The 25,675-nt window shown below is 34.2% G+C and carries 12 protein-coding genes and 2 pseudogenes; 5 read left to right on the top strand and 9 right to left on the bottom strand.

Features of this window, described 5'->3' with window-relative positions; genetic code table 11:
* Window positions 1-269 precede the first annotated feature (269 nt).
* Window positions 270-512, top strand: coding sequence for a hypothetical protein (locus tag TA89_RS18460; RefSeq protein ID WP_197073431.1), 243 nt, complete (start codon window positions 270-272; stop codon window positions 510-512).
* Window positions 513-622: 110 nt separating this feature from the next.
* Here the strand turns inward: TA89_RS18460 and TA89_RS01180 are convergent.
* Window positions 623-997: pseudogene (locus tag TA89_RS01180) on the bottom strand (desulfoferrodoxin).
* Between the two features lie 171 nt (window positions 998-1,168).
* Between TA89_RS01180 and TA89_RS01175 the strand changes: the two are divergent.
* Window positions 1,169-1,375: a hypothetical protein gene (locus TA89_RS01175; RefSeq protein WP_040210208.1), complete on the top strand. Its 207-nt coding sequence runs from the start codon at window positions 1,169-1,171 to the stop codon at window positions 1,373-1,375.
* Between the two features lie 169 nt (window positions 1,376-1,544).
* On the top strand, window positions 1,545-2,429 hold the full coding sequence (locus tag TA89_RS01170) for a polysaccharide deacetylase family protein (RefSeq protein WP_052447258.1): 885 nt from the start codon (window positions 1,545-1,547) through the stop codon (window positions 2,427-2,429).
* Between the two features lie 18 nt (window positions 2,430-2,447).
* Here TA89_RS01170 and srtB read toward each other — a convergent pair whose 3' ends face one another.
* The 4 genes from srtB to TA89_RS01150 form a co-directional block, all read right to left on the bottom strand.
* Window positions 2,448-3,230: a class B sortase gene (gene srtB, locus TA89_RS01165; RefSeq protein ID WP_052447257.1), complete on the bottom strand. Its 783-nt coding sequence runs from the start codon at window positions 3,228-3,230 to the stop codon at window positions 2,448-2,450.
* A gap of 203 nt (window positions 3,231-3,433) precedes the next feature.
* A complete protein-coding gene (locus tag TA89_RS17880; protein ID WP_197073430.1) occupies window positions 3,434-5,167 on the bottom strand; it encodes a serine hydrolase in 1,734 nt (577 codons plus the stop codon).
* Between the two features lie 434 nt (window positions 5,168-5,601).
* Window positions 5,602-14,175, bottom strand: coding sequence for a GH36-type glycosyl hydrolase domain-containing protein (locus tag TA89_RS01155; protein ID WP_052447256.1), 8,574 nt, complete (start codon window positions 14,173-14,175; stop codon window positions 5,602-5,604).
* A 169-nt stretch (window positions 14,176-14,344) separates the two neighbouring features.
* Entirely contained in the window at window positions 14,345-15,640 is a 1,296-nt protein-coding gene (locus TA89_RS01150) for a M18 family aminopeptidase (RefSeq protein WP_040210204.1), read from the bottom strand.
* A gap of 191 nt (window positions 15,641-15,831) precedes the next feature.
* Between TA89_RS01150 and TA89_RS01145 the strand changes: the two genes are divergently transcribed.
* Both TA89_RS01145 and TA89_RS01140 read left to right on the top strand, forming a co-directional pair.
* Window positions 15,832-17,010, top strand: a complete 1,179-nt coding sequence (locus TA89_RS01145; RefSeq protein WP_040210202.1) for a cation diffusion facilitator family transporter — start codon at window positions 15,832-15,834, stop codon at window positions 17,008-17,010.
* A gap of 92 nt (window positions 17,011-17,102) precedes the next feature.
* Window positions 17,103-18,203, top strand: a complete 1,101-nt coding sequence (locus TA89_RS01140) for a PRK06851 family protein (RefSeq protein WP_040210201.1) — start codon at window positions 17,103-17,105, stop codon at window positions 18,201-18,203.
* 68 nt (window positions 18,204-18,271) lie between these two features.
* Here TA89_RS01140 and TA89_RS01135 read toward each other — a convergent pair whose 3' ends face one another.
* The 4 genes and pseudogenes from TA89_RS01135 to pepV form a co-directional block, all read right to left on the bottom strand.
* The gene (locus tag TA89_RS01135) at window positions 18,272-20,095 is read right to left on the bottom strand and encodes an LTA synthase family protein (protein ID WP_040210200.1); all 1,824 of its coding nucleotides are present in this window, start codon (window positions 20,093-20,095) and stop codon (window positions 18,272-18,274) included.
* Between the two features lie 58 nt (window positions 20,096-20,153).
* Window positions 20,154-22,236: pseudogene (locus tag TA89_RS01130) on the bottom strand (HelD family protein).
* A gap of 90 nt (window positions 22,237-22,326) precedes the next feature.
* Window positions 22,327-24,222 (bottom strand): ATP-dependent zinc metalloprotease FtsH, encoded by a 1,896-nt coding sequence (gene ftsH, locus TA89_RS01125; RefSeq protein ID WP_052447255.1) that lies wholly within the window; start codon window positions 24,220-24,222, stop codon window positions 22,327-22,329.
* A 48-nt stretch (window positions 24,223-24,270) separates the two neighbouring features.
* On the bottom strand, window positions 24,271-25,668 hold the full coding sequence (pepV, locus tag TA89_RS01120) for a dipeptidase PepV (protein WP_040210198.1): 1,398 nt from the start codon (window positions 25,666-25,668) through the stop codon (window positions 24,271-24,273).
* Between the last annotated feature and the right edge of the window lie 7 nt (window positions 25,669-25,675).

Raw genomic sequence — 25,675 nt, 5'->3', positions numbered from 1 at the left:
GAGACCTTTCTCCATAATATACATTGTGATAAATTTTGGAGAAAGGTTTTATATGTTTAATTGGAATCCTGAAAATATGCCAATGGATGAGGATATGATGGATTACAGCGACATAGACGAAAACGGCGAATTTGAAGTATTACCCCAGGCACACTACTATACTATGCCTTTTTACTATGATATGTACTATTACAACCCTTATTCTCAATTCCATAACCCCCATTATAGATCCCAGAACCAAATGTATCCCCCTGGCCCCCCCCCTAACTATGTTCCTCAAAAAAGACATGGCAAAATCTTCAACTCAGGGGATTTCTACAAAAGCAATTGATCCGGGACAAATTAATTTCTGTCTGTTTAAATTTACTTATATATGGCAGACAAATGGAAGATCCTACTGGGCTTATCTGCTCAAGGCAGGAAGAAACTCTATATCCGGATTTAGATGGAGAAACAGAAGATGGGTTTATTTCGGATTAGACCTTAGAAATATCGATTCCTTCTTCTGTTAAGAAACTAAGTATACTAAAAACACGATTTTCATCTAAAAAAGAGGCTGTCTATAATTTTAAGACAGCCTCTTTTAATAATTTTACACTTACACCTTTTGTAACTTAAAATTTTATGCCTTCCATAATCCATGGAGATTGCAGTATTCTCTTACGGCAACTATTTCTCCGTCAATTTTAAATATAGCTTCAGGAGCATCACCGGGGTTTAGATTTTTTCTGTATACTCTGTCTTCGGTAATTACTTCTATCCATTGGATATAATGCTCTTCAATCATAGGATGAGCAACGCTTCCAACTTAAACATGTACTTGATCATTAATTCTTTCTACTACAGGTACATGCTTTTCTAAAGCTGCATCTTTAGTATTTTCTTCCACAAGATTCATAGGTTGATTACAGCATACAAGGGTTCCACCGCCGCTGTATAAAACCTCTACAATATTTCCACAAACCATACACTTATACACTTGCATTACTTTAGTCATAATTATCCTCCTTTATGATATCCTTACCTTTATTATATACCAATGAATAAAAAATACTAATACCCTGAAGACTTTTTTAATTTATTTACATATTATTAATCCTTTTTCCATACTAGCACCATAATTATTTTTTATTATAAGTACATAATATTAAATAAGGAGGGAAGATTAATGAAAAAAGATGAAAAAAAGCCTTATTTACCAGATGAAAGAGAACAAATGGAAGCGGATCCTAAAACCATAAAATCCTATTCTCCAAGCGGGGAAGATTATACTGAACTCCCTGATCCTGTAAGAGACCCTATTGTGTCTAACAATATAGCCAATCAGGAGTTCGATTATACAGATAACGAAATGTATAAAAATAACGATTTATAGTAAATTATCAGAAAAATAAGTATGCATTTTAATGTATACTTATTTTTTTTATTAATAGAATAACTAATAAAGACTTTATCAATCCCTAATTATAAAAATAAGAATTGTTCCTTTCTTAATGGATACTAATTATATGATATTTTATATATTTTAATGGGAGGGCTATGACATGCTTAAATTTAAAAATAACATTGGACTTTCTGCAGCTTTATTAATCTTCTGCTTATTATACTATTCTCCCTATATAGTTTACACTCTGCCTTCCTTAGCTAATGAGCATGTATATATAGAAAACATCAGTGAACCATTTTTATCCGATAATCTTTACGAAGGTGAAGAAATGAGGATTCCAAACAGGAAAAATACTCATAATGAGCATAGAGAGCCACTAATAAACTATAAGTCAATTCCGGTATTAATGTATCACTCCATAAATCCCAAATCGGTAAATAACCTTATAATTTCTCCTGAAGAGTTTAATATGCAGATGAAATGGCTGAAGGATAACAATTATAATCCAATTTCCTTAGAGGAATTATATAATGCATTATTTAGAGAAGAAACGGTCAAGGCTAATCCTATAGTTCTGACCTTTGATGATGGATACGAAGATAATTACATCTATGCTTACCCTATCTTGAAAGGTTACGGCTATAAAGCAGTGGTATTTCTTATTACAGATGCTGTTAATAAAGACACTGTATTAAAAGATTATCAGATAACTGAAATGTATAATAACAATATAGACTTTCAAAGTCACACTTCAAATCATATTGAATTAAATACTGAAAATTACTCCAATCAGCTTAAAGGCATAAAAAAATCTCAGGATTATATAGATAAATTACTAAACAAAAAAACAGAGTACTTATGCTACCCTGTTGGAAAATACAATAAAGACACTCTTAAAATATGTAGTGAGTTAGGAATTAAAATGGCCTTTACTACAAATCCCGGCTTCAGTTCTGCTGCTAACGGAAGGTATACCATGAAGAGAATTAGAATTTCCCCATCAAAGGATTTAAATAACTTCATTAATTCCATAAAAAAATAGAGTCACTAAAACACATTTTTACTTAATTAATTTCCCTGCCACCACTAAACGTGCATCATCATATTCATAGGTACAGGTAGATAATGTAATAATCTGGTCTTCTGGTGATGGTACTGCTTCTGTTTTATAAAGAGACTTATTTTCTACACTTTTAAGAAATTCAGCATATTCTTTTGATTCCTTAAAATCCGTTTTTATATAATTAAAGTCTGTTTTAGTTACAAAAACCGAAAAAATCTCAAATCTCTTTCTTCCTGCTTCAGTATCCATATATATGTACTTATTATTTGTATAAAATTCCTTATCTTTATAATTTCTTAATCCTGAAAACATGGAGCCATCCTTCATATTATGGCCGTATATTACTATATTTTTATCATTAATGCCATTCTTCTTATCTACTTTATTATGATAATCCATAAAAATTGCTCCTGCTTTATTAGACTTCTTCTCTGCATTATGATTCAAATAGTAGTCATTATTATCAGCCCTAACTACAGGATAGTTGATTTTTGTTCCGGGAATATATATCCATGCAACCACTTCATCGTTTAGCTCCTGAAGCACCTTGAATCTTTCTTCCCTCATTTTATTAAGCTCAGCTTCAATTTCCTCCTGAGTAAGCTGAGTATTAGAATCCTGAAAGCGAAAGCTATCTTCTATATTATAAACCTCTTTAATTTCATCATAGCTTTTATTATTTCTATAAACATTATAAAAATGATTTATAAGCATGAATGCAGAAGAAACAAATACTAAAATGGCAGCTGACAATAAAAATGGACGTATCTTTTTAAACATATCTAATTACTCTCCTGTGTTATAATTAAAAATCCTTAAACTTTCAATAACTATAAGATAATATTAACAATAAATAATATGGAGATAAAGCATCTCCATATTATTTATTTTAATTTTTTATCTTACTTAAATTCCTTAGTATCAATGCCACTAGATTAAATCTTCTATACAGCCTAATGCATAAATTTTAATTAGATAATATATTATCTTCTTATAGTTTTAATTATTATTCCTGCAGAAGCTAACAATACAGCAGTTAATAATCCAACATTGGCACCAAAATCTCCTGTATTTGGTATTTCGGTTTTATCAGTTATCTGTCCGTTTCCAGTATTGTCACCGCTGTTGTTTCCTTGATTTGGATTGCTTGGCTTAGGTTCCTCCGCAGCTTTTTCAATGGAAAATTTAATTTCTTTAATAGATTCTTTTCCATATTTATCTACTGCTTTTATAGTTAAAGTATATTTACCTGCAGCTGATATTTCTGTATTATCATAAGGTTGTCCATTAAGAAGAACCTCTACAATTTTATCCTCCTTACCAGCAGTTATTACAGGTTTAACTGGAGCAGTATATATTTTATCGTTTTCTACACCGGATACCTTTATTTCAGGTAATATTGATTCATATACTATATTAGCAAGATCTCTGCTGAATTTAAATGTACTTTTGTAGTTTCCTGATTCTGTAACACCATTGTTTTGTTTGTTAGTTAAGGATATAATCTGCAGATTATTTGCTTTATCAAAAACTACTTGGGTGCCTGTAAATCCTGTGTGTCCAAACACATTCTCATCAGCATATTTTCCCATGTAGCCGCTTTTTTCTCCGCCTCTGTTTATCTCCCAGCCATATCCATGTCCAAATTTACTTTGAATAGAAGTAAACTCATCTATAGTAGCTTGGTCATATAATCTAACATTATTGTAAACACCGCCATTAAGCATTAACTGACCTAAGATAGCTAAATCACTTGCTGTAGAAAATAATCCTGCATGACCGGCTACTCCCTTGTTTGCGTAAAAAGCATTTCCATCATTAACTTCTCCAACTAATGTATAATTTCTCCACCCTTTGAAATCATCAACGTTTTCATCGCACACATAACCGAAGTTATCATCAGCCACCATACGATACTCATAAGGATTTCCCCAAGAAGTAGCAGCAATTCTTCCTTTTAACGCTGCATCAGGAGTAAACATAGTATCCTTCATTCCCAACTTAGCATATACTTCCTGCTCTAAATATTTATCTAAAGGCATGTTAGTAACCGCCTCAACAATGAAAGCTAAAGTCATAAAACTAAAGTCACTGTATTTTCTATCAGTTCCTGTTTCATACTCTAAAGGCAGATTGCAGATAAATTCAAGCTCCTCTTTAGGATTGCTGGCATAATAAAAGGTTGGCTTCCATGGAGTCAATCCAGAGGTATGAGTAAGTAAGTCTTTTACTTTAACTTTCTCTTTTCCGTTCTTCGCAAATTCAGGTATGTATTTTGCCACAGTTTCATTAACATCGATTTTCTTTTCATAGGATAACTTCATAATAGCTTGTGTTGTCCCCATTACCTTAGTAACTGAAGCTAAATCGTAAATTGTACTGGTCTGAGCTTTTCTTGGATTAGTCAAAAGCTTGCCCATATCATATTTTTGTGCATCCCCAAAGGCCTTTTCATAAGCTACTACACCATCTTTAGCTACTAATATTACTCCTCCGGGAAATACACCGTCTTTGATGTTTTGATTTACTAAATCATCAATCTTATTTAAAGTTCCGTTATCTAGTCCGCTAGGTACTCCTTTCTTTAAAACAATACTGCTTGGCTTTGTTGCAGAACCTTCAGCAGCCGCTTTTGCGCTTACTGAACCCATAGATACTACAGAGAATCCTACAGCCATCACAGCGGCTAAAGTTTTGATGATAAAATTTTTTCTCATTAAATAATACCTCCTATTGTGGTTATATTAACATATATCAGTTTTGTAAAAACAAAATTGATATATGAGATAAACACAGGCATCAATATACATAATTCTGTACATTGACTCAATAATAATCTTTCTTTTAAACCTTTACAAAGTTGTTAATCTACTATGTAGTTTAATATTGATTTTAGTATTTATAATAACGAAATTTTTTATATATTCTTTTGAAAAAGTTTTCAAGGGTATCTAAAAAAGAAGGTACATTTTTCTGTACGTTCATAAACAACTTAATTGTAACATCATCGCTTTACTTTATCAATAGTTTTTTAAAAATTTTAAATTAATATTTAATTATTATATAAATTATTAATCTTATTGTAAATCAATGTAAACTTATAATAGGAAATGAGGTATAGACTACAAATATATCTATACCTCATATCTCTTTATATAAACCTTACCTCTATATAGTGTGTTCCACCATTTTGAAAAGGAATAAAATTATCATCAAGTATTTTACCATTCATTATAACTTCTGCTTTATCCCTTCTTAATATATTGATATTATAAACCGCATGAGGTGTTTTGTATGTTATTGAATACTCCCTCCATGAATCCGGTACACATGGATTTATTTCAAAGCCCTTACCATCCCTTATCTTAAATCCAAGAATATTTTCTATCCCAACTCTATACATCCATCCTGCAGCACCGGTATACCAGCTCCATCCGCCCCTTCCGCTGAAGGGCTCTTTTAAATATACATCTGCAGACATAACATAAGGCTCCACTTTATAATTTTTAGCCTCGAGAGCTGTTCTTGAGTGATTTACTGGATTGATCATATTAAAATACTTCCATGCCTTATTACCTTCTCCCAGCATAGTATATGCCATTATGAACCACACAGCAGCATGGGTATACTGGCCACCGTTTTCCCTTACTCCCGGAACATAACCCTTTATATATCCCGGTTCTAAATTTGAATTATTAAAAGGCGGAGCAAGTAAAAGTATTAATTCATTTTCTTCCCTTACTAAATACCTTTCTACTGCTTCCATAGCTTCTTTCACACGGGTAATCCTACCTCCGCCGGAGATAGCGGACCAGCTCTGAGCTATGGAGTCAATCCTGCACTCCTCATTTTCAGCAGAACCCAGAGGTGTTCCGTCATCAAAGTACGCCCTTCTATACCAGCCGCCGTCCCATCCATGCTTTTCTATATTATCTCTTATAAACTGCATCTTACTTATAAATTCCTTTTCTCTGGCTTCATCCTTTATATAGCAGCATATATCTTTAAACTTATTGAGTATATCATATAGAAACCAACCAAGCCATATGCTTTCACCCCTACCTTTATTCCCTACGGTGCTCATTCCGTCATTCCAGTCTCCGCTTCCCATTAGAGGTATATTATGTTCTCCAAAATTAAGCCCCTTTTCAATGGATTTAATGCAGTGTTCATACAAGCTTCCCTTTGCCTGAGAAGCAGGCACTATACTGTATCTTTCATCCTCCCCTTCAGAAAGTGGTCTATCCTGAAGATAAGTTATATCCTCATTAAGTATTTCATAGTCGCCGGTACTTCTTATGTATTCCGCTGTGACATAAGGAAGCCATAATAGATCATCGCTGAATCTCGTTCTGATACCACTGTTTACTATCGGATGCCACCAATGCTGTACATCTCCTTCTATAAACTGCCGTTCAGCACTTCTCAATATTTGTTTTTTGGTAAAATCAGGCTTTAATATTCCCAGAGCTAAGGAATCCTGAAGCTGATCCCTGTATCCATAAGCACCTCCTGATTGATAAAAAGCACTTCTTGCCCAGTAGCGACAGCTTAAATTTTGGTAAATGAGCCATCCGTTAAGGATAATATCCATCGTTTTATCCGGAGTACTCACCTGAATAGTATTTAAAAGATCGCTCCAATAGCTTTTAACCTCATTAAATTCCCTTTCTATGTTATCTTTTTCTTTATACTCCTCCAAATTTTTTTCTATTTCTTCCACACTCTTCATCTGTCCTAGAATTATATAAAACTCTTTATCTTCCTCAGGGTTTATATTAATGATGCACTGCTGGGCAAGACAGGGATCTTCGCCTGAAGATGCGTGATTTGATAAATTCTTCTTTTTTAATGCAAGGGGACAGCTTATATGGCCTCCTCTTCCTAAAAATTCTCTTCTGCTTCCTGTAAAATAACTATCTTCTCCTCCAATTATTTTTAGAAAAGCTTTTTCCACTCCAAAATGTTCGCTGTAAGGATTCATGGCATAAATAAACTCTTGAGATTTGCAGATATCTGTGCTTATGTACTGGTAGGTCTGTTCAGGAGAAACTCCAAGTACAAGCTGAGCATAATAAAATACACTTAGGTTTCTATGCTTATTAGATGTATTTTTAAGTTTTACCTTTATAATTTTTAATGTTTTGTGCAGAGGTACAAAACAAGTCATTTCCCCTTGTATTTCATGAGAATTATGAGTAAAGGTGCTGTACCCATAACTGTGCTTTATTATATAAGGACTATCCTCTCTTATCGGTTTACTGCTTAAAGACCAAAACTCACCGGTGATTTCATCTCTTATGTATAAAGCCTCTCCTGATATATCCCTTACAGCATCGTTATTCCATGGAGTTATCTTGTTTTCTCTTGAATTTAAAGCCCAGGTATAACTGCTCCCGCATTCAGATATGTGAAATCCAAAGCTTCCATTTGATATAACGTTAATCCAGGGTGCAGGTGTGGTTTTGTCCTTATCCAGAATTATTACATAGCTGTTATCCTCTGGATTAAATCCACCATATCCGTTATAATATTCAAGTCCTTTTGATAAATCCATGGTATTTTCACTGCTGTTCCCCGAAGCCTTTGGAATATGAGAAAAGGATATTTCTTCAGCCAGTTCATAACTATATTTTAAATCCTTATAAAAAGCCTGGGTTTTTTTATTATCATCAGTTAAACTAACAGATGCTTCATTAATATTTTTAATATACCTTTCATCTAAAGCCTCCTCCTTTACAGAAGAATATATATCCTCATTGCTATAAGCATCTTCTAACTGTTCTGCTATGTCGCCTCTTAAGGAATCCATAAATATACGGGCAATTCCTTGGATAAAATTAAGCATATCGCCCCCCATAGTAGCTCTGCTGTGAGGATTCACCTTACCTCTGTTAGAATTTTCATCCTTATAATTTATAGAGTTTAATAACTGTAAAATCTGAGATTTTAAAGGGTCGTCATAGGAATTATCCTTTTTGTTATATATAATTAAATCTGCCTCTATACCTTTTTCTTTCCAATATCTGTACATATTAAGAAGCTGCCTTATGATATCAATATCCTTATCTTCTCTGGCAATAAAAAGTATAATAGGAAGATCTCCTGATATACCGTAAGGCCATAAATCCTTTTGATGCATGGATATATTTCTTAAAGTAATTTCTTTATACTTATCCGGAAAGCCATAGACTATCCTGGAAGCAGCCTTTTGATAAAAAATTCCTTGAGAAGGCATTATTCCTAAATACTTTATATCCATCTGTGAGGCTCTATAGCATTCCTCAAAAATTTTATCCGACACCTTTATATCTCTAACCTTAGATACAATATTCAAAGCTTCTTTCTTAGAATCTGAAGTTCCGGTGATAAAGCTAATGCTTCTGCTTTCACCAGGTCTAAGCTTCAGCCTCCTTCTTAAACTAAATATTGGATCCAGTACTATTCCAAAATTGTTATGAAGAGGTGCATCGTTATCCATGCTGGAAGGATTACTTTTATCCCTGTTTCTTCCTATAAAGTTAGCCCTTGAGGTTTCATATTCAAGGGGGGCTTCATTTTCATTTTCCAAAATAAAATGCATTGCATATGGCTTTTTCTGTGCTTTTGCTCTGGGCCTTCGGCTGGCTAAGAGACACTTATTTTCTTCATCATACTCAGTAGTTATAAATAAATTACTGAAGGCTGGATGTACTAAGTCAGAATTATACTCGCACAGTGTTATTTCCATGTAGCTGGTTACTTCCAAAGTCCTTTCATGAGAACTTTTATTAGTAAAGGTAAGCCTTCTTATCTCTGCATTTATATCCGGAATTACCGAGGCTTCCATCTTGGTTATAATATTTCCATCCTTCCTTTTGAATAGAGCTTTATCTAAAGAAAATTTCACCTCATAGCTTTCTCCGGAATTTTTACAGGGTTCATAAGCCGCACTCCAATATTCATTGGAATTTATATTTTTAACATAAAAGAACATTCCTGTGGAATCCAGGGTAGGATCTTCTCTCCATCTGTATACATGCATTTTATTAACTTTACTGTAACCGCTTCCGCTGTTTGTTATCATCATACTATATTCACCGTTGGATAACAGGTTTATCTCCGGCATCTCAGTATGAGGAGTTCTATATTCCCTAACTATTACTTTTTGCTTTTCAACGGTGTGCTTTGGAGCTGCGATTATATCTTTTCTTAAATAAGTTAAAGCTTTCGGTACTCTTTCCTGAAGTAGCTGCTCTGCTGCTCTTACCATGGGGACTCTATGAAATCTCTCCTGAAAAATATTGTTATTTAAAGCATTATTAAAGGCCATTAAACTCATTCCCTGATGATGCACCATATAGCATTTTACAGCGACATTTTTCTTTCCTTTAGGTACTCTGGAGGGTGTATAATCCAGTGCCTCGAAAAATCCGTATCTTCCCAGCATCCCAATATGAACATAATTCCTAAGTTCTTTTATAGCTGCATTTTTATAAGCACCCATAGCTAAAACAGCGGAATAAGGTGAAACTACAGTTTCCTCTCCCAGTCCTCTTTTAAGTCCTGCTTCCGGGATTCCAAAAGCCTTATACTGATAATTTAAAGCAGCATCAAAATAGTAGTATGCAGATTCTGAAACTCCATAGGGTATTCCTTTTATATCACAGTATTTCTTTTGTATATTGAAAATCGAATTATAGCTTTCTTGAAGCAAGGTTTTAGGAAAGGGCTTCATTATTAAAAGAGGCATAAAATATTCAAACATGGTACCACTCCATGAAACCAGTGTTTTTCTCCCATAAACAGAAGTCATTGCTCTTCCCAGTCTAAACCAATGTTCAGTTCCTACATCGCCCTTAGCTATAGCTATAAAGCTTGCAGCCCTAGCCTCTGAAGCAAGTAAATCATAACAGCTGTCTCCCAAACTTTGATTTTCCATATCATATCCTATGGAAAACAATTTTTTTTCCTGATTATAAAGCACTTTAAAATCAGTTTCTTCTGCAAGCCTCTCCATACATATACACAAGGAATCTAACTTTTTGATATATCTTTTTATATTATCAATTCCTGTAATTATAAGCTTTAATAATTCTTCATTTCCTTCGCTGCTGTCACTGTAGGTCAGAACTACAATTTCAAGCTTATCAGCAAGATTTTCAAAAGATGTTGAATAAACTGTCCTTAATAAATCTTTATATATTTTATTCTCTTGAAACTTATTTACAGCCAAATCCATCCATGGAAAGAACGTTTGTATTTCCTTTATTCTTTTTGAAATATCTTTTTTAACCTTTGAGTTCCAATACTTTTTCTTTAAATGGATATTTTCTTTTTCATAATTTACTGCCCTGCTCCATATTTTGCGGATTAGCTTATTGTAGGACTCTAAGTCGCATATATTCTCAGATAAGGATATGATTATATCTTTATACATTTCTTTATTATGTTCTTCCTTTTCCGCAAGCCTTAAGGTGTCAATCAAACCTTTAACATAATTGTTTGTCACTATAGTGCTTTTCTTATACTCTTTTAAAGCTTCAATTACCACGTAGTAATATCCCACCAGATTACCGCTGTCTACTGTGGAAATATATTTTGGCCACAGCGGTTTCATGGTTTTAGTATCGTACCAGTTATACAAATGCCCGTGGAATTTATCAAGGCTCTTTATGCTTTCAATTATCCTTCCGGTTTTTTCTATAACTGAACCTATACCTATATATCCTAGGTCATAAGCAGCAATACTGCTTATTAACCCCATACCTATATTTGTAGGGGAGGTTCTGTGCGCAGTCCCCTTATAAGGTTCTTCCTGATAGTTATCCGGAGCTAAATAATTTTCTTCCTCCGTTATAAAATCTTCATAATAGGCATAAGTCTTGCGGCTTATTTCCCTTAAAAACTTTTCATCCTCAGAGGATATCTCCTCTTTTTTCTCTTTTAATTCTATGCTGATTAAATAAGCACTTAAGGGTGATAAAAACCATAAAATACATACCGGCATTATAAACCACGCAGTACTTCTTCCATACCTCATACTAAGCATTAACACTATCAAAGCTATTATGGATGCTCCCCACATGGTTTTAATATAGCTTATGAGGCTGTTTTTCACCGAAGTCTCTGCCTCTTCGGCAGTCTGCCATTGAAGAAGTTTTCTTCTACTTATAAACACCCTATATAAGCTCCTTATAACTGCATCTATCATTAAAATACTTTGATGAGGGATGAAGGAAATAATAAAAAATACCTGCTGCCATATATCTTTGGAATCGGAAAACCTTCCCTTAAGATTTATATCTTTTTTTGAGGTAATTATCCTTTCTGACATATGGAATAATAATGGCGTCCCTACTGACAGTAAAGCTATGATAAGATACAATTCACCCTGAGGAAGAAATAAAAAATGGGATAAAATTAATATTATTATAGACGGTGCCAAAAGGCTTCTTCTTAAATTGTCTGTTATCTGCCACTTACAGAGAGCACTGAGCCCACGGCTCCATAACCATGGAATTAGTTGCCAATCTCCTCTCACCCATCTATGAAGCCTTAGGCAGCTGGATTTATATGTGCTCGGATATCCGTCTATAAATTCTATATCCGATACTAAAGCAGCCCCAGCATATCCTCCTTCAAGAAGATCATGACTGAGAACGGTATTTTCAGGAATTTTATCCTTTAATATCTCATAAAAGGTATCTATATTTATAATACCTTTTCCTGTAAAGATTCCTCTTTGAAATAAATCCTGATAAATATCAGAAACCGCGGTGGTATAAGTGTCCAAACCGATTTCTCCGGAAAATATCATAGAAAACCTGCTCTTTTTCCAGGCTTCTATGCTTACTGATATTCTAGGCTGCATAATTCCGTATCCTCTGGATATAGCATCCTTAAAACCATCCATTACCGGTCTGTTTAAAGGATGCTCCATAGCCCCAACCAGCTTAAAAACGCAGTTTCTTGGAAGCATTGTATCTGCATCTAAAGTTATCAAATACTTTATTTTATTTATTTTGGTTATGTCACTGCTGATTACATTAAAGCTGTTTTTTTCCTTTCCCCTTAAAAGCTCCATAAATTCCATGAGCTTTCCTCTTTTTCTTTCCCAACCCAGATAAAGTCCCATGCTTTCGTTGTATTTTCTATTCCTGCTTAAAAAGAAGAATTTTTCTTCTCCTTTTTTGCAGTACTTATTATTTAATAATTTTATTTCTTTTAGAGCTTCTAAAGTTATTTTTTTATCCTCATCACAGCAGTGTGAAATAAAATCTTTATAATCCGCAAGGAGGGTAAAATACAAATTTTCACTTTTATTTGCCAGATAATAAACCTCTAAATCCTCTATAAGCTCCTTCACTCTGTGCTTGTTAGAAATAAGAACCGGTATAACCACCATGGTACTTATTCCCTTATGTAGCTTACCCTGTAAATCAAGTTTTGGTATCCTGCTGGGCTTAATAATATGGAGGAAGCTCCAGTTTAATATGGAGATAATCACTTCTAATAGGGGTATAGTTGTAACTGCAATAGATATAATGAGCTTACTTATAGAAAAATACCCTAATCTTTTAAAATAAATACTTAAAAGTATAATTTCCAAAACTAAAAAACTTACAGACAATATTCCGAAATAATAAAAATAAGGATGTCTCTTGAATCTGTCTTCAAGAGTCTGTTTACCTTTTTCTTTAGGGTTTAATCTTTTATATAATTCCTCTCTTCCTATATCTACTATGTAATATCCTATATGCTTTCTATAAAATTCTTCATCCTTTATAAAGGCTTCCTGAGCCAGCTTCAGCGCTTCTTCCGCTGCCGACTTTTCCGCTACCTTTGATAACCTTGCTGAAGTTTCCAAACAATGCCTGTAGTAATCTCTGGTTTCAAAGTCCATTTCTTTATAAACTGAAGAAGGATCCTGAGATAATATTTTTTCTACTTCGCTTACCTCCTCAAAAAATTTCTTCCAGTCTATACTATCTATGTTTCTTAGTGCGGTTATGCTGTTTCCAAGCTTCCTCTCAAGGCTTCTTTCAACGGAATGCTGCTTTTTTATACATTCTTCTATGCCCTTTATTTCTTCTGGAAGTGCTCCTTCAATCCATTTTATTATTTCTTTTATCTCAAGTGAATTATCTCTTAATATCCTTATTGTCCTTTCTGCAAATGAGGTGCTCACCCTTTGTATTTCCTTCATTAACCCCTTAGTCTTTTCTTGCAAATTACCTTGTACATATGTACCTATAATATCCTCACAAAAATTATCTGCGGTTATTTTATCTTCTTGAATTTCTGTAATCTCCTGTGTTAACTCAGCTATGTACTCCAATAAAATAACCTTAAGCATGAGAGGAACCGCCCACAGCTCTCCCATGCTAAAGCAGTATCTATCCTTTAAGTCAGAAATATACTCCCTGATACTGGATTCCTCTACCTCCCCCTGGCTTTTTTTAATAAAATCAGCACAGATAAAATAAATCTCCGGTGCAGATATACAGCTTTCATATCTCCAGGGAAGATTGGAATAGTACTTTAAAGGAAGATTCTTTTTTACAAATCTGTATTCCTTTTCTATTAAATAAATATTGTCTAAAAGCCACTGACAAGCATTTATTATTTCGATTTTCCCTTCTGCCAGGCCATTTATATATTCATATGCTTTAACTATTGTATGATAATTATTTTCCATATTAATGAGAATGCTCTTTTTATTTCTACTGTTACTTTTAACCATATTGCTCAGTCTCCCTTAATATAATTCCTATTAAAAAATTTCCAGATTAGTTTCCCCTGAGCAGGTTAAAGTTATACTTTTAAACTAATTATTCCTTAATATTAAAAAGCTGCCATAAAGTGAATTTCTATCATCACTATATGGCAGTCAGATAAACATATATTATATTTTAAAGGTTATAAAACTCTTCAAAAGACTTTAGTACATAATAATGGTCCATTATTCCGCCTAACTCTCTTACGGAATGCATTGCAAAAATTGGTGTTCCCATATCTACAGATCTAATATCTAAATGAGTCGATGAAATAGGTCCTATGGTTGATCCGCCAGCCATGTCAGATCTGTTTACAAATTTCTGAACAGGTATGCCGGCATTTTTGCATATTAACTCATATACCGCTGATGAATCACTGTCTGTAGTGTATTTTTGATTAGCGCTTACTTTGATAACAGGACCTTTATTTATAACCGGTCTGTTAGTAGGATCATGTTTATCCCCGGAGTTCGGATGTACAGCATGTGCAAGATCAGCTGATATCATAAAGGATCTTGAAAGAGCTCTGAAGAAATCCTCTCTCCCTCCCCCGAAACTTATTACTATCCTTTCAAGAATATTGGCTAATAACTGAGAATCGGCTCCCTGCTTTGTTGAGCTTCCCACTTCTTCGTTATCGAAGCAGACCATAACCTGAGTTCCTTCTGTATCTTTAGAATTTATTAAAGCCTTTATACCTGCGTGTACCATGGAAAGATCATCGAGTCTGGAGCTGGATATAAATTCCTCATTCTCTCCAACAAAGCATCCTTTTTGAAATTCGTATAAAAACAAATCAAAATCTATAATTTCATCAGAATTGATTTCAAGTTCACGAGATAAAATATTTAAAAGATAATTATTTTTTTCTAAGCTGTCATTTATTAAAGAAATCAAAGGAAGAGTATCCTTTTGTCTGTTAAGCTCTACTCCCTTACTTACTTCTCTATTCATATGAATAGCTAGATTAGGTATTATAACTAAAGGTCTTGCTATGTTTATAAGCTTATTCACAGGATATAATGGATTTTCTCCTTTTAAGGTAACCCTTCCGGCAATACCCAAAGGTCTATCCATCCAGGTTGATAATATAGGTCCTCCGTATACCTCTGTATTAAGCTTTAAATAAGTACCCTCCGATACTATTTCCGGATTAGGCTTTATTCTGAAACCCGGTGAATCAGTATGTGCCCCTATGAGTTTAAACCCTTTCTCCTGCGGCTTTTCCCTACCTGTTTTAAATGCTATTAAGGCTGTGCCGTTCCTTGTTACATAATAGCTTTTATTAGGCTCCAAGTTCCATTTTTCCTCTTCCTTAAGTTCTGTATAGTTATTGGATAGCAATATATCTTTAACGGTTTTAACAGCATGAAAAGCTGAAGGTGACTTATAAATAAAGTCTAAAAGCTCCGATGCCAATTCTCTCTGCATTTTAATGCCTCCTTTTAAGAAAATATATCTATATTGTAACATTTATTATGTCAGCTTTACCATATATTAAGATTTAATAATTAAATTTACTTTTACATTAAGAGTAAATAAATTAAAAAAATAAAATACTTATGCTATAATAGGCTTAATGTTTTTTATCATACCCTTTAAATTGAAATGGAGTGTTACTTATGCTATCTAAATTGCTGGTAAAAAAGTTCGTAAAAGATTATGACAATACCTCTTCTGAAAATGTCAGAAATTCTTACGGCTTTCTTGCAGGTATAATTGGAATAATAATTAATTTTATATTATTTGCAGTTAAGCTTGCATCAGGACTGATTGTGGGAAGTATAGCTGTTACAGCAGATGCCTTTAACAATCTTTCAGATGCTGCTTCGTCAATAATAACAATTTTAGGTTTTAAGCTTTCAAGCCGTCCTGCAGACGCAGAACATCCTTTTGGCCATGGAAGAATTGAATATATCTCTGCTCTTATAGTTGCATTTATGGTTATGCTGGTTGGTTTTCAGTTTATAAAAACCTCCTTTGACAGGATTATTAATCCATCTCCTGTGGTTTTTCAGCTTCTACCCTTTATACTTATATTAATATCTGTGATATTAAAGATCTGGCTCAGCAGATTCAACGGATATATGGGAAAGGCTATAGATTCCTCAGCCCTAAAAGCGGCCTCCTTCGATGCTCTTGGAGATGTAGTAACCTCAAGTACTGTAGCCTTATCCCTATTATTATCTAAAGCAACAGCTTTTCCTTTAGACGGGTATATAGGAATTCTTGTAGCCTTAGCTATTTTATGGTCCGGATATACTTTGATAAAAGAAACTATCAGTCCGCTTTTGGGGGAAGCTCCGGATCCTAAGCTTGTCAAAACCATAAATGAACTTGTAGTGAGTTATCCACATATAACTGGTGTTCATGATTTAATTATCCACAATTATGGTCCTGGAAGGTGTATGGCATCAATACATGCAGAAATCCCTTGTGATATTAATATAATGGAAATACACGATATAATCGATAAAGCCGAAAGGGAAATATCTGAAAAATTAAATATGTATTTAGTTATTCACATGGACCCTATATCCAATGACAGTGAGGAAATACTGGAGGCCAAAGCAGAGGTGGAAAAAATAATAAAATATAATCCGCTTATAAAATCAATGCATGACTTTAGAATCGTTGGTGAAAAAGAGAAGAAAAATCTTATTTTTGATGTTGTGGTTGATTACAATGCTTTAAAAAAAATAATGTCCGAGGAGGAGCTTAAAGAGAAAATCACTTCTGACATTAAAGATATACATCCTCAATATAACTGCATAATAACCATAGACCCTGACTTTATGTAGCTTTTTCTATATATCCTTAAGTATTTTATAATAGGTAACTATAATTTCATACTATGCATACTATATTATGAAATACTTGAAGGAGAGATATTATGAAAAACTATAACAGACACATGTTTCCCGGCGGCAATACTTCAAAGGGATTTCATTCCTTTTTTGGATATATACTTCCACAGGAAGACGCCAGAAGAATAATTTGTTTAAAGGGCGGCCCCGGTACAGGAAAATCATCTCTTATGAAAAATATCGCAGCCCATTTTTATGAAGAAGGATATACTGTAGAGCAGCATCATTGCTCTTCAGATTACCACTCTTTGGATGCGGTAGTTATAAAAGGTCTCAATGCCGCAGTTTTAGATGGAACTGCACCTCATGTAACAGATCCTGTAGCACCTGGGGCTGTAGATGAAATTATAAATCTTGGTATTTGCTGGAATGAAGAAGGTCTTAAGGAAAACAGAAAAGAAATAATTCAAATAAATAATACCCTTTCCAAAAATTATAAAATGATTTATAGATATCTTGGCGCTGCTAAACTTATCCATGAGGATTGGAGCTCAATAAATGCTGAAGCTCTTGATAATAATAAACTCTTAGCTTTCAAAGAAGAGCTTAAAGAAAATATACTGGGTACTATTCCTGTAAGTATCTTAGGAAGAGATAGGCACCTTTTTGCAACAGGAATTACTCCTCAGGGTATAATAACCTTTATCGAAAATCTCACAGAAGACTATAAAAATATATATGTATTAAACGGAAGTCCAGGAAGCGGTAAGTCAGAAGTTTTAAAGTATTTAATACAGGAATGCCTAAAAAGAGGAATGTTTGTGGAAGTATACCATGATCCTTTTATTCCTGAAAGAATAGAGCATATTCTTATTCCTGAATTATCTACAGCAGTTATAACTTCTAATGAAATAAATAAAAAACAGTTTGAAGGAACTCAAATTTACATGGAGGACTTCTGCCATAAAGCTTATATAGATAGCTTTTCAAAGGAAATAGAATATAATAAGTCATTATTTTATTCCATGACAGATAAGGCATTAACCATATTAAAAGATAATAAAGCTCTGCATGATGAACTTGAAAAATATTATATGAAGTCCATGGATTACGGAAAATTAAATGAGCTGGAAAAAACTCTTCTTCAGAAGCTTTTAAAGCTTCACATTGAATATAAAACTTCATAATGAATCACTAAAATAACACTTCAAAAAAGCAGCCTTGAGACGATTTTTATATCTCAAGACTGCTTTTTTCAGCGGCTTTTAAAATAATTACTTCTTATTATCATGTCACTTATGTCCCTTGCTTCTGAAACATAAGGCTTATCATTAACTCCCGCCTCTCCCATAATTCTGCCGTCTTCTAGAAGAGCGAAATTTCTATTGGTTTTAACCAGTATTCTTCCATAAGATTTATCTATAAACTTATCTTCCTCTATTCCAATTAAATATGCAGTGGTAGAGAACATATCTGCAGTTCCCCCAACGGTTTCAATTACTTCCCCTTTAATATCTGGATTATAAATTATAAAAGGGATCTTTTCATCGTATTTTTTCCACCAATCTCCAGAAAGCTCTGCATCAGCCATCTCTTCACTGTAAAACTTATGAACGCCTCCGTGATCTCCATATATAACTATTACTGTATCCTTTAAATCTCCGCTTTCCTCTAGTTTTTTGATAAATCTTCCTACCTCTTCATCCATATATCTTAAACTTTGAAAATAGGCTCCCAAAATATTCTTATCCAGATTTTCAGGAAGCTTTAAGTATTTCTTTTCTTCCGGTATTTCAAAAGGTCCGTGGGTACTTAAAGTTGAATAATTAAGATAATAAGGTTTCTTTATATCTTTTATTTTCTCTTCTATCTGGGATAATGCAGAACCGTCAGAAAGTCCCAATCCTATTATCTCATCTATTTTAAAGCTGTTAATGTCCCAAACCTCCTGAAATTTATAGGTTCCCTTGTGCATTTCTACCCAGTTCCAGCTTCCTGGCTTTTCTGCCTTTGCAGATATGGTTTTATATCCTTTTCCCTGAAGAAGCTTTGGAAGTGTTTCCACCTCCCTGGAAGGATATCTAAATACTACAGCTCCTTCTTTTGTAGGAAGCAGTCCCGTATTAAACATTAAATCAGCATCAGAGCTAGTTCCTCCGCTGTTCTGCTCATATAAATTATTGAAGTATAAGCTGTTTGAAAGCATCCTGTTAAGGTTAGGAGTTACTTCCTGATTATGCACCTTAGAGTTTATAACAAAATTCTCCAAGGATTCTATCTGTAGCGCAATGATGTTTTTTCCTTTAAGAATAGCCTTATAATTATTGTCCGAGATATTTTCTTTTTTCCATTTAAGCCAGTTTGATATTTTTTCTTCTTCCTGAGAGGATAGTTTATAGTCCCTTCCTTCATTTAAGGTTCTGTAGATATCATAAGTCCAATATCCTATAGGAGATAGGTTAGACATAGTTTGAAAAGGCGCCCAGGAATTTCTAAAAACCATTTGTCCAGGCATTCCTTTTTCCCATACATCTATCATTAAGTGATCAAAGAATATCCATCCGCACCCTAAAGCGGTGACTATAACAAATCCACCAGCATTTCTTTTAATATTTTTATAAATATCTTTGTTTCTGAATATATGTACAGTTAATATTATAATATCTATAAAAAATATAATATCTATAATTTTAAAGTTAACTATGCTCCTGGCTAATGGGTTAAAGAGTTCCGGATGCATAATGTGCCTTATGGAATAAAACCCCTGATAAGCTCTATAGTACCATAGGTTTAATACAAGCATTATACTCAAAATTACGTTTAAAGCCAGTGCGGAATACAGTTTCCCTCTGCCTTTAAACAGCAAAACAGGTGCTATAAAAAGCATTGAGAAAAATATATGAGTTCCAATGGGAGGCACTCCAAAATACATAGTAGAAAAATCAAGGTATGCTGAATTTGGAGTTCTGAATATAGCTAAAAATAGATTGGATTTAGTTAAAATTATTAAAAAACTTAAAAACCAAAAATAATCCTTATACCTAAGCTTCTTAAAAGCATTTTTTAAAAACGTCTTCATATTTCCCCCGTGTTTATAAAATTTAGTATGGAAAGGACTTTAAATGGATATTAAAGTCCTATAATTCTATTTCAACAAGTGAATGCAGTGCTCTTGTGCACATAACATACTTAATGAAGTCATTGGTACTGCTTTCTGACTTATTAATTACTATTACTCCGTCAAACTCAAGACCTTTAGCTAAATAAGAAGGTATTAAAACCGTACCTCCGCTGTATAACATGTCTTCAGTTTTAATGGAGGACACATAGGTTTTAGCTTTTATTAAAGCTTCATATTTCTCCAGTTCGTTTAGCGTTGGAGTTATTATTGCTATATTATCCAAACCTAGCGTCCTGAAGCTTTCAACCTTTTCCGCAACCAATTCACTAATTTCATCAATTTTTTCTAAGTGAATCTTTTCTACCTCTGAACCGCTTCTCACTAAAGGGAGTATCTTTTCTTCCTTCAGATAATTATTAGCATATTCCATTATTTCCTGAGTAGATCTATAGCTTTTATTTAAAGTAAAACTCTGAACATTTAGCTCTGGAAAAACATCCTTTATACTAAACATTCCAGGCTTTCTGTTAAAACCGCTTATCCTCTGATTTTCATCTCCTACGATAGTTAATGAAACCGCTTGAGTTATTTCCTTTATCACTTTTAATTGAAGTAGGCTTAAATCCTGAGCTTCATCGATTACCACATGCTTAATCTGCTCTTTATGCTTTATTCCCTTAAGCTTCAGCATCATTATAAAGAATTGGAGCTAAATCATCAATGGTTAGAGGCTTGTTGCCATTAATATGATTATAAATTTCTTCCACACTTTCCGGGATAATCCACAAATCTATTTCATCACGGGATTTCATAACCTCTCTAATTAGTTCCCTTATTTTAATTTTCCTGTTAAACTCAATATTATTTTGCTGTTCTTTTAATTTTTCTTCACTGAGGCTTTCTTTATAAGCTTTTATTTCTGCCTTTAATCTTCTGAATTCCTCATCCCTTTTGTCCTTTATCCTGCTTACAAGTATTCTCTTTATCTTTTCGCTTCTTCTAAAAAGAGGCATATATGAATAATGCTTATTGAAAAGCTCCTTTATCTCTTCTTCAGAAACTATTACCTCACCTTTAAAAATCACAGGATTAATATTAAAATAGCTTCTGTCCATGTCCTTAAGCTTTTCATCTAAATAATTCAGATAACTGCTGCTATTTTTATACTCTTCCTCTTTAATAAAGGCTTTATCACCACTTAATATTTTTTCAGTATAATCTCCAAAAGACATCACATCATCTATATTTAAAATATCTAAGGCAAAATTCATAAAAGTGGTCTGTTTTACTCCAGTTTCCCCCAAGGTTGGTAGTACCGTGGAAATGTATTCCATAAATATTTTGTTTGGACCTATTATCAAAACCTTATCCTTTAGTATATCTCTGTAATTATAAAGGAGGTATGCAACCCTATGAAGGGCTATTGTAGTTTTGCCGCTTCCAGCAACACCATTTACCACCACAGTTACCTCTCTTGGCTGTCTTATTATCTCATCCTGCTCCTTCTGGAGTGTCATTATAATATCCTTAAGCTTTTCTCCGGAGTTTGAGCTTAACACAAGCTGAAGGATGTCATCCTTCACATCCACAGCAGAATCAAACAAGCCTATAAGCTTTGCTTTTTTAATTACATATTGTCTTCTTCCCAAAATTTCAACATCGATTTTTCCCTGAGGTGAAGTATAACTGGATTCTCCTAGTGTACCTTTATAAAACAATGAAGCAATAGGAGCTCTCCAATCCACTACCGCAGGCTGATAGCTGCCCTCAGGAGTTACCCCAAATCTGCCAACATAAAAATCTTCTTTATCTTCATATTCCTTATCTAAAAAATCCACTTTTCCAAAATAAGGACTTTCCTTTAAAAGAGTTAATTCCTTGAGCCTTCTGTCTATGTTTGTAAAGGCTTCTTCCTTTACAAACCTTTCATGATCAAAGTACTCAGCTATTTTATCTTCATCATCTTTAAATTCCTCAAGAACTTTTTTTCTGTAATCAACTATATATTTACTTATGCTTTTTCTTTTATTAAGATAATTTAATATCTCCCCATTAATAATATCAATGGTTCCTGAAAGTTTAATCTTTTCCTTTTCCATTTCTAATGCTTTTTCTTTATCTACTTCCAAGGTGCTGCCTCCTTTAAGCACACAAAATTCCCGGCAATGCCGGGAATTTCGCATATTCTATTATTCTAAAGCTTTGCCAGTATTATCAGAGCTTTCTGAAGGTATCTCACTGCTTTCATTAACCATACTCATAAACTCATCTCCAAGAAGCGTTTCTTTTTCTAAGAGCTTTTCAGATATCGTTGTTAACAGATTGCTGTTACCTTTAAGCAGCTGTTTTGCTTTATCATGACATTCTTTTATTATTTCCAGAGTGACTTCATCTATTCTTGCTGAGGTTTTAGCACTGCAGTTTTGTACCGGTCTTCCATCTAAGTATCTGTTGCTTACTGACTCTAAAGCCATCATATCAAATTCCTCTGTCATTCCGTAAATAGTAACCATATTTCGAGCAGTTTGAGTAGCTCTTTCAATATCGTTAGATGCCCCTGTAGAAATACTGTTAAACTCAACTTCTTCAGCAGCCCTTCCTCCAAGCATTACTGTAATCTGATCCATCATTTCTTCCTTAGAAACCAGATATTTTTCTTCATCAGGAAGCTGAAGAGTATATCCTAATGCTCCCATGGTCCTTGGAACTATGGTAATCTTATGCACAGGATCTGTGTTTTTTAACAAAGCAGCCACCAATGCATGACCAACTTCATGAAAGGCAACGATTCTCTTTTCTTTATCTGACATTATTCTGTCACGTTTTTCTTTACCTGCTAATATGACCTCTACAGATTCTTCTAAATCCTCCTGATTTACAAGTTTCCTTCCCTGCTTTACAGCTCTTAAGGCAGCTTCATTTACAATATTGGCAAGATCTGCTCCTACCGCTCCGGGAGTAGCTTTTGCCACAGCAGTAAGATCTATGTCCTCTTCCATTTTTACATCCTTTGCATGTACCTTGAGAACATCCTCTCTGCCTTTTAAATCAGGTCTGTCTACAATTACTCTCCTGTCGAATCTTCCTGGTCTTAAAAGAGCCTTATCAAGTATTTCCGGCCTATTTGTAGCTCCCAGTATAACAACTCCTTTTGTAGGGTCAAAGCCATCCATTTCTGCTAAAAGCTGATTTAAGGTCTGTTCTCTTTCATCATTAGAACCCATAGCATTATCTCTGCTTTTACCAATAGCATCAATTTCATCTATAAATATTATACAAGGAGCCTTTTCCTCAGCCTGCTTAAAGAGATCCCTTACTCTTGCAGCTCCCATTCCAACGAACATCTCCACAAAGTCTGAACCGGAAAGTGAAAAGAAGGGTACATGTGCTTCTCCGGCTACTGCCTTGGCAAGGAGGGTTTTGCCTGTTCCTGGAGGTCCCACTAGCAAAGCTCCTTTTGGAAGCTTAGCCCCTATTTCAGTATATTTTTGCGGCTGGTGGAGAAAATCAACAATTTCTTTTAAGGATTCTTTTGCTTCCTCCTGACCTGCAACATCTTTAAAGGTTATCCCAGTTTCATTCTCTGCATACAGCTTTGCGGTGTTTTTGCCAAAGGACATCACACCACCGCCCATCTTCTTTCCCATTCTTCCAAACATTAATCTTCCTATTAAAAAGAAGAATAATAACGGTCCAACCCAGGTAATGAGAATTTCAAGCAAAAGAGGGTTGGATGCTACCGGGCCTGAAAACTTTACTCCGGCGCTTTTTAGTCCGGTTACCAGATCTTTGTCACCTATATTAGCAGTATATAGTATTTTATCTCCATAAACAGTGCCGTCTTTAGGATCTATGGTTATTTTATCCCTGGCAATGCTTACTTCTTCTATCTGCTTATTATTCAATAAAGCTAAAAATTCATCGTAGGTAACTTCCTTTGTATAAAATGATGATTTAGCATAGTTAAACAGCATTATTACTCCCAATACCGCAACTATATAAACAGCACCAAACTTCCACTTTTTATTATTATTATCATCATCGTTCTTATTGTTCTTGGTGTTTTTGTTATTCTGATTGTTCATAAATTACTGGTAATTTACCAGACTTTTGCCACTTCCTTTCTATTTAAGCTACTTCGCAAGTTCGTATATAGCAGCTCCGTATATCTTAGCACATTTTACAAGATCTTCAATTTCTATATATTCATTAGCCTGATGGTCTAAATCCGGCTTTCCTGGAAAAATAGGTCCAAAGGCTACTATATTCTCCATTTCCTTGGCATAGGTCCCTCCCCCTATAGCTAAAAGCTCCGGTTCTAAACCTGTTTGCTCCTTGTAAACCTTCTGAAGGCTTACGATAAGAGGATGTTCCTTTGGAAAATATAAAGGAGCTTGATGATCTAGATTCTTAATCTCTATATCGGTATTTAAAAGTTTTCTCTCCAATCTTGTCAGCATATCTTCAAGCTTGAAGGTTACAGGATATCTTAAATTTAAGCTCATGGTTATAACACCTTCCTTTAAGTCTATGTTTCCAACATTAAAGGAAAGCTTACCTGAGGCAGCGTCTTCAAGGTCTACTCCAAAGGATTTTCCATCTGTCTCCATACCTATATTTTCATTGCAGAATTTTATAAAATCTCCTATATCTGTACCTTCAAAAGGCAGCTCACCAAGAAAAGCAAGCAGCTGCATTATAGCGTTTTTCCCAAGTTCAGGAAGACTTCCATGAGCTGATACCCCATAGGATTTTAATAAAACTCCCTCATCAGTTCTTTCGTATGAGATATCACTTTGTTTATTTTCATACTTAAATTCGCTTAATAAGGATATAACATTTGCAGGGTCATCGGTAGCTATTAATGCTTCGCAGTAGTCAGGCACCATATTAGGCCTCTGCCCCCCCTTTAAGGACATTATTTCCATATTCCTCTTAGCTTTTGTACCTATAGTTTTAACCAGGTCAAATATAGTTAAACCTTTTTCAGCATATATAATAGGGAACTGCGCATCAGGAGTAAATCCTGCTGCAGGTGCCTTTTCTCTTGCATTGTAGTATGGAATTTCAGCACTTCCTGTTTCTTCATTGGTACCAAATATTATTCTAACCCTTTTTGAAAGAGGCAAACCTGTTTCCATTACGGCTTTAAGTCCATATAACGCTGACATTATAGGTCCTTTATCATCCATAGCTCCACGAGCATAGATTTTTCCATCATGAATTTCAGCTCCGTAAGGAGGATATTTCCAACCATCTCCTTCCGGAACCACATCTAAATGTCCCAATACAGCTATATAATCCTCTCCCTGTCCGTATTCAGCATAACCTACATACCCATCGAGATTAACGGTTTTAAACCCAAGGGCCTTACTAATTTCCAAGGCTTTTTCTAAAGCTTTTCCAACACCTTCTCCATAAGGCATCCCTGGAAGAGCGTCCTCCTCAAGACTTTTTATCTTCAGAACTTCCTGTGTATCTTTTATTAAGCTGTCCTTTAACTCTTCTATTTTTGCATTAATTTTTTCCATTTTTCAA

The organism is Clostridium polynesiense, from assembly GCF_000820705.1.
In the GTDB taxonomy this organism is placed as follows: Bacteria; Bacillota; Clostridia; order Clostridiales; family Clostridiaceae; genus Clostridium_AA; species Clostridium_AA polynesiense.
The sequence above is the reverse complement of the archived record's forward strand: the minus strand, read 5'-3'. Positions and strand labels throughout refer to the sequence as shown.